A 5,414-nucleotide genomic window follows, 5' to 3' on the forward strand; every position below is an offset into this window, starting at 1 on the left:
TGATGCTCTTCGTCGGCTGCTTCCTCGAGCCGACGGCGGCGATCACGATCCTGGTCCCGATCCTGCTGCCGATCGCCACGCAGCTGGGCGTCGACCCGGTCCACTTCGGACTCGTGATGGTGCTGAACCTGATGATCGGGCTGCTGCACCCGCCGATGGGCATGGTGCTGTTCGTGCTCGCCCGCGTCGCCAACCTGTCGTTCGAGCGCACGACCATGGCCATCCTGCCCTGGCTCGTTCCCTTGCTCCTCAGCCTGGTCGTAATCACCTACGTGCCGTCGCTGGTGCTCTGGCTGCCGAAGATGTTCTTCTGAGCTGGCCGCCGCCGGCGGCGCGGCTCAACGCCGGGCCGGGTCGAAGTGCTTGCGCAGGCCGGCCCAGCAGCGGAAATAGTCGTCCTGCAGCTCGGCCGCCTCGAGGGCCTGCCGCGTCGGCCGCCAGACCTGCCGGCTTTCGAACATGAAGGCCATGGTGTCGGTGATGACGTCGGGCTTCGACAGGTCGGCGCGGCTCGCCTTCTCGAAGGTCTCGGCGTCCGGACCGTGCCCGGTCATGGCGTTGTGCAGGCTGGCCCCGCCGGGCAGGAAGCCCTCGGCCTTGGCGTCGTAGCGGCCGTGGATCAGGCCCATGAACTCGCTGGCGACGTTGCGGTGGAACCAGGGCGGCCTGAAGGTGTCCTGCATCGCCAGGGTGCGCGGCGGGAAGACGACGAAGTCGATGTCGCTCGTGCCCGGCACCGCCGAGGCGCTGTGCAGGACGAGGAAGATCGACGGGTCCGGGTGGTCGTAGCTGATCGAGCCGATGGCGTTGAAGTGGCGTAGGTCGTACTTGTAGGGCACGTGGCTGCCGTGCCAGGCGACGACGTCGAACGGCGAGTGGTCGATGCGCGTCGTCCACAGGTGGCCCATGAACTTCGCGACCAGCTCGTGCGGCTCGTCGCTGTCCTCGTAGGCAGCGATGGGCGTCAGGAAGTCGCGCGGGTTGGCGAGGCCGTTCGAGCCGATCGGGCCGAGGTCGGGCAGGCGGAACGGCGCGCCGTGGTTCTCGCAGACGTAGCCGCGCCCTTCGCCGTCGGGCAGCTCTACCTTGAAGCGGACGCCGCGCGGGATGACGACGATCTCCTGCGGCTCGGCATCGATGACGCCGAGCTCGGTGACGAAGCGGTGCCGGCCCTGCTGCGGCACGACCAGCAGCTCGCCGTCGGCGCTGTAGAAGGCGCGTTTGTGCATCGACCGGTTGGCCGCGTACAGGTGCAGCGCCGCGCCCGACTGGGCGCGCACGTCGCCGTTGCCCGCGAAGGTGACCAGCCCGGCGAGGAAGTCGATGCCGGCCTCGGGCATCGGCAGCGGGTTCCAGCGCAGCTGGTTCGGCGGCGTGGGCAGGCCGGCGTCTTCGCCGAAGTCGCTGATCAGGCGGCCGTCGCCGGCACGCTCGAAGGGCGGGTGCATCGCCGCCGGGCGGATGCGGTAGAGCCAGGTGCGCCGGTTGTCGGCGCGCGGTGCCGTGAACGACGTGCCGGAAAGCTGCTCGGCGTAGAGCCCGTAGGCGCAACGCTGCGGCGAGTTGCGGCCGACGGGCAGGGCGCCTTCGAGCGCCTCGGTCGCGAACTCGTTGCCGAAGCCCGACTGGTACGCCGTCATCTCAGCGGGTCTCCAGAACGCCGCGGCGGACCTGGTCGCGCTCGATCGACTCGAACAGCGCCTTGAAGTTGCCCTCGCCGAAGCCGTCGTCGCCCTTGCGCTGGATGAACTCGAAGAACACCGGGCCGAGCACCGTCTTCGAGAAGATCTGCAGCAGCAGGCGCGGCTTGCCGGCCTCGGTCGTGCCGTCGACGAGGATGCCGCGCGTCTTCAGCTCGGCCATCGGCTGGCCGTGCCCGGGCAGCCGCTCGTCGAGCATCTCGTAGTACACGTCGTTCGGCGGGTCCATGAGCGGCACGCCGGCAAGGGCGAGCTTGTCGATCGTGGCAGCTAGGTCGTCGGTGAGCAGGGCCACGTGCTGGATGCCCTCGCCGTTGAACTGCATCAGGAATTCCTCGATCTGCCCCGAGCCCTTCTTCGACTCCTCGTTGAGCGGGATGCGGATCCGGCCGTCGGGCGCGGTCATCGCCTTCGACGTGAGCCCGGTGTACTCGCCCTGGATGTCGAAGTAGCGGATCTCGCGGAAGCTGAAGAGGCGCTCGTAGAAGTCGGCCCAGAACGCCATGCGGCCGCGGTAGACGTTGTGCGTCAGGTGGTCGACGAGCTTCAGGCCGTGCCCGACAGGATGCCGGTCGACGCCGTCGAGGAACTCGAAGTCGATGTCGTAGATCGAGCGCCCGTCCTCGAAGCGGTCGATCAGGTAGAGCGGCGCCCCGCCGATGCCCTTGATCGCCGGCAGGCGCAGCTCCATCGGCCCGGTCGGGATCTCCACCGGCTGGGCGCCGAGGGCGAGCGCCCGCTCGTAGGCCTTGTGCGAGTCGCGGACGCGAAACGCCAGGCCGCACGCCGAGGGCCCGTGCTCGGCGGCGAAGTAGGCGGCGAGGCTCTTCGGCTCGCGGTTGACGATGAAGTTGATGTCGCCCTGGCGGTAGAGGAGCACGTCCTTCGACCGGTGCTTCGCCACCAGCGTGAAGCCCAGCTTCTCGAAGGCAGGCTCCAGGACGCCGGCCGTCGGGGCGGCGAACTCGACGAATTCGAAGCCCAGCAGGCCCATCGGGTTGTCGAACAGGTCGGCCATCGGATGCTCCGCGCGCGTCGCGGGCAGGTCAGCCCACGCGCTCCAATTCTGTCCGGAACTTCTCGCCCCGGCTGGCATAGGAGGTCGCGATGCGGGCCAGGTTCGCGACCTCGTCGTCGCTCAGCTCGCGCACCCGCTTGGCCGGCGCGCCGAGGATCAGCGAGCGGTCCGGGAAGCTCTTGCCCTCGGTCACGACGGCGCCGGCGCCGACCAGGCAGCCCTTGCCGATCACCGCGCCGTTCATGACCACCGACTGGATGCCGATCAGCGAGCCTTCGTGCACCGTGCAGCCGTGCAGCATGGCCTGGTGGCCGACGGTCACGCGGGGTCCGATGTCGAGCGGGAAGCCCGGGTCGGCGTGCAGCACCGCGCCCTCCTGCACGTTCGAGTCGGCGCCGATGCGGATCGGCTCGTTGTCGGCGCGCGCCGTCGCGCCGGCCCAGACGCTGGCCCGCTCGCCGAGCACGACCCGGCCGATGAGCGTCGCCTCGGCGGCGACGTAGGCCGAGGCCGGCACCTCGGGGGAATGGCCGTCGATCCGGTAGAGCGCCATGGTCGCCTTTCGCAGCTGTCGAATGTCGATGATGTCCGAGGTCGAGACTACCCGACCTCGGCGTCTCCCTGCTTGCCCCTCCGGAGACCGGCAAGGACTTCCTCCGTGTGCTCGCCGACCGCTGCCAGCGGGTGGCGCACGCCCGGACGGCGGCCATCCATCAGCAGCGGCAGGAGCACGGCCTGGGTCAGTCCGCCGTCTTCCGTCTGCATCGGCACGACGCCGCCGCTTTCGCGCAGGTGCGGGTCGTCGAGGAGCTGGTCGGGGCGGACGATCGGCGCGTACGGAATCCCGGCGGCCTCGAGCTGCGGCGTGAGCTCGGCCAGGCGATGCCCGGCGAGGATCGCGGCCAGGCGCGGCAGGAACTCCGACCGCCGGACGACCCGTTGCGCGTTCGTCGCCAGCGCCGGATCACCCGCCAGTTCCGGGCTGCCGAGCACGCGGCACAGGTTCAGGAACTGCCGGTCGCTGACCGCACCGATGAAAAGCTGCTCGTCGTCGGCAAGGCTGAAGACGTCGTACACGCTCCACGAGGAGACGCGCGCCGGCATCGGCGCCGGCGGCTCGCCGGTCATCAGGTACTGCTGCATGTGCTGCGCGGCGAGGAAGACGCAGTTCTCGAACAGCGCGCTCCGGATTTCCTGGCCGCGGCCGCTGCGCTCGCGCTCGCGCAGCGCAGCGAGCACGCCGATGGCGCCGAACATGCCGCCCATGATGTCGTTCACCGACGAGCCGGCGCGCAGCGGCCGCCCCGGCGGCCCGGTCATGTACGACAGGCCGGCCATCATCTGGACCACCTCGTCCAGAGCGAGCCGGTTCTCGTAGGGGCCGGGCAGGAAGCCCTTGTGCGAGACGTAGACCAGGCGGGGGTTGGCCTTCGCCAGCATCGCGTAGCCCAGGCCGAGCGACTCCATCAGGCCGGGCCGGAAGTTCTCGATGAGCACGTCGCTGCCGGTGATCAGCTCGAGCGCGGCGGCATGCCCTTCGGCCGCATGGATGTCGAGGACGATGCTCTTCTTGTTGCGGTTGAAGGCACGGAAGAAGCCGATGCCGATGCCTGGCAGCGTGCGCGTCTTGTCGCCGCCGGGCGGCTCGACCTTGATCACCTCGGCGCCGAGGTCGGCGAGGATCATGCCGCACGCGGGCCCCATCACCATGTGCGTGAACTCGACGATGCGGACGCCGGCCAGGGGCAGGCCGCTCGGTGGCGGGGCGGTCACGACAGCGCCTTCGCGCCTGCAGCAGCGGACGGGTGCGGGTTCACGTTCGGATCTCTCCCGGTGCCGGACGTCTCCCGGCCAGCACCGACTGTAGAAAGCTTTCTGTCCTCCCGGACCAGTTCTTTCCGTATGCAGGGAGGGCCACAATCCGCTGGCGTCGATCCCGTGGGGCTGCAGATGATCCAGGAAGTGGCTCGCCCAGGAAGTCCGGCCGGCCGGACCTTCGCGCTCCTGATGACCGACATCGTCGGCAGCACCGAACTCGCCATGAGCCTGGGCGACGCGGCGATGGCCGAGGTCTGGAAGCAGCACGACGCCGTCGCGCGCACCTTGCTGCAGCAATGCCGGGGCCGCGAGATCGACCGCAGCGACGGCTTCCTCCTGCTGTTCGAGGCGGCCGCCGATGCGGTCTCGTTCGCGCTCGGCTACCACCGCGTCCTGGCCTCGTTGCCGGTGCCGCTCGCGTCGCGGGCCGGGCTGCACGTCGGCCTCGTGGGCCTGCGCGAGAACAGCCCGGAGCACGTCGCCCTGGGCGCGAAGTCGCTCGAGGTCGACGGCGTCGCCAAGGCGGTCGCCGCCCGCGTCATGTCGCTGTCGGCCGGTGGGCAGACGATCCTGACCACCGAGGCCGTCCGGGCCCTCGGCCCGACCCGGCACCGCCTGCAGAGCCATGGCCACTGGCGGCTGAAGGGCGTGATCGATCCGGTCGAGCTGTTCGAGGTCGGCGACGAGGCGGCACCATTCACGCCGCCTGCGGACCACCCGAAGTGCTACCGCGTCGTCAGGCAGGGCGAGACCTGGCTTCCCCTGCGCGAGGTCCGGCACGGCCTGCCGGCCGAGCGCGACGAATTCGTCGGCCGCAAGGAGGTGCTGCTCGACCTTGCCGCGCGCTTCGACGGCGGCGCGCGCCTGGTCTCGCTGCT

The 5,414-nt window shown here is 70.1% G+C and carries 5 protein-coding genes and 1 pseudogene; 2 read left to right on the forward strand and 4 right to left on the reverse strand.

What is annotated here, in order from left to right; translation table 11 throughout:
• Nucleotides 1-314: TRAP transporter large permease subunit (locus AC30N0_RS08635; RefSeq protein ID WP_489517517.1), on the forward strand; the 314-nt coding region annotated here is incomplete at its 5' end.
• 24 nt (nucleotides 315-338) lie between these two features.
• Here AC30N0_RS08635 and hmgA read toward each other — a convergent pair.
• The 4 genes from hmgA to AC30N0_RS08655 are packed head-to-tail and all read right to left on the reverse strand — an operon-like array spanning nucleotide 339 to nucleotide 4,428.
• The gene (hmgA, locus tag AC30N0_RS08640) at nucleotides 339-1,640 is read right to left on the reverse strand and encodes a homogentisate 1,2-dioxygenase (protein WP_489517518.1); all 1,302 of its coding nucleotides are present in this window, start codon (nucleotides 1,638-1,640) and stop codon (nucleotides 339-341) included.
• A gap of 1 nt (nucleotide 1,641) precedes the next feature.
• On the reverse strand, nucleotides 1,642-2,718 hold the full coding sequence (hppD, locus tag AC30N0_RS08645) for a 4-hydroxyphenylpyruvate dioxygenase (RefSeq protein WP_489517519.1): 1,077 nt from the start codon (nucleotides 2,716-2,718) through the stop codon (nucleotides 1,642-1,644).
• A 28-nt stretch (nucleotides 2,719-2,746) separates the two neighbouring features.
• Nucleotides 2,747-3,271: a gamma carbonic anhydrase family protein gene (locus AC30N0_RS08650; protein WP_489517520.1), complete on the reverse strand. Its 525-nt coding sequence runs from the start codon at nucleotides 3,269-3,271 to the stop codon at nucleotides 2,747-2,749.
• Between the two features lie 47 nt (nucleotides 3,272-3,318).
• Nucleotides 3,319-4,428: a CaiB/BaiF CoA transferase family protein gene (locus AC30N0_RS08655; RefSeq protein WP_489517521.1), complete on the reverse strand. Its 1,110-nt coding sequence runs from the start codon at nucleotides 4,426-4,428 to the stop codon at nucleotides 3,319-3,321.
• A gap of 297 nt (nucleotides 4,429-4,725) precedes the next feature.
• Here AC30N0_RS08655 and AC30N0_RS08660 point away from each other — a divergent pair.
• Nucleotides 4,726-5,414, forward strand: a pseudogene (locus tag AC30N0_RS08660) (hypothetical protein); the annotation flags it as partial.

This window comes from Rhizobacter sp. (assembly GCF_031412495.1).
Lineage (GTDB): Bacteria > Pseudomonadota > Gammaproteobacteria > Burkholderiales > Burkholderiaceae_C > Schlegelella_A.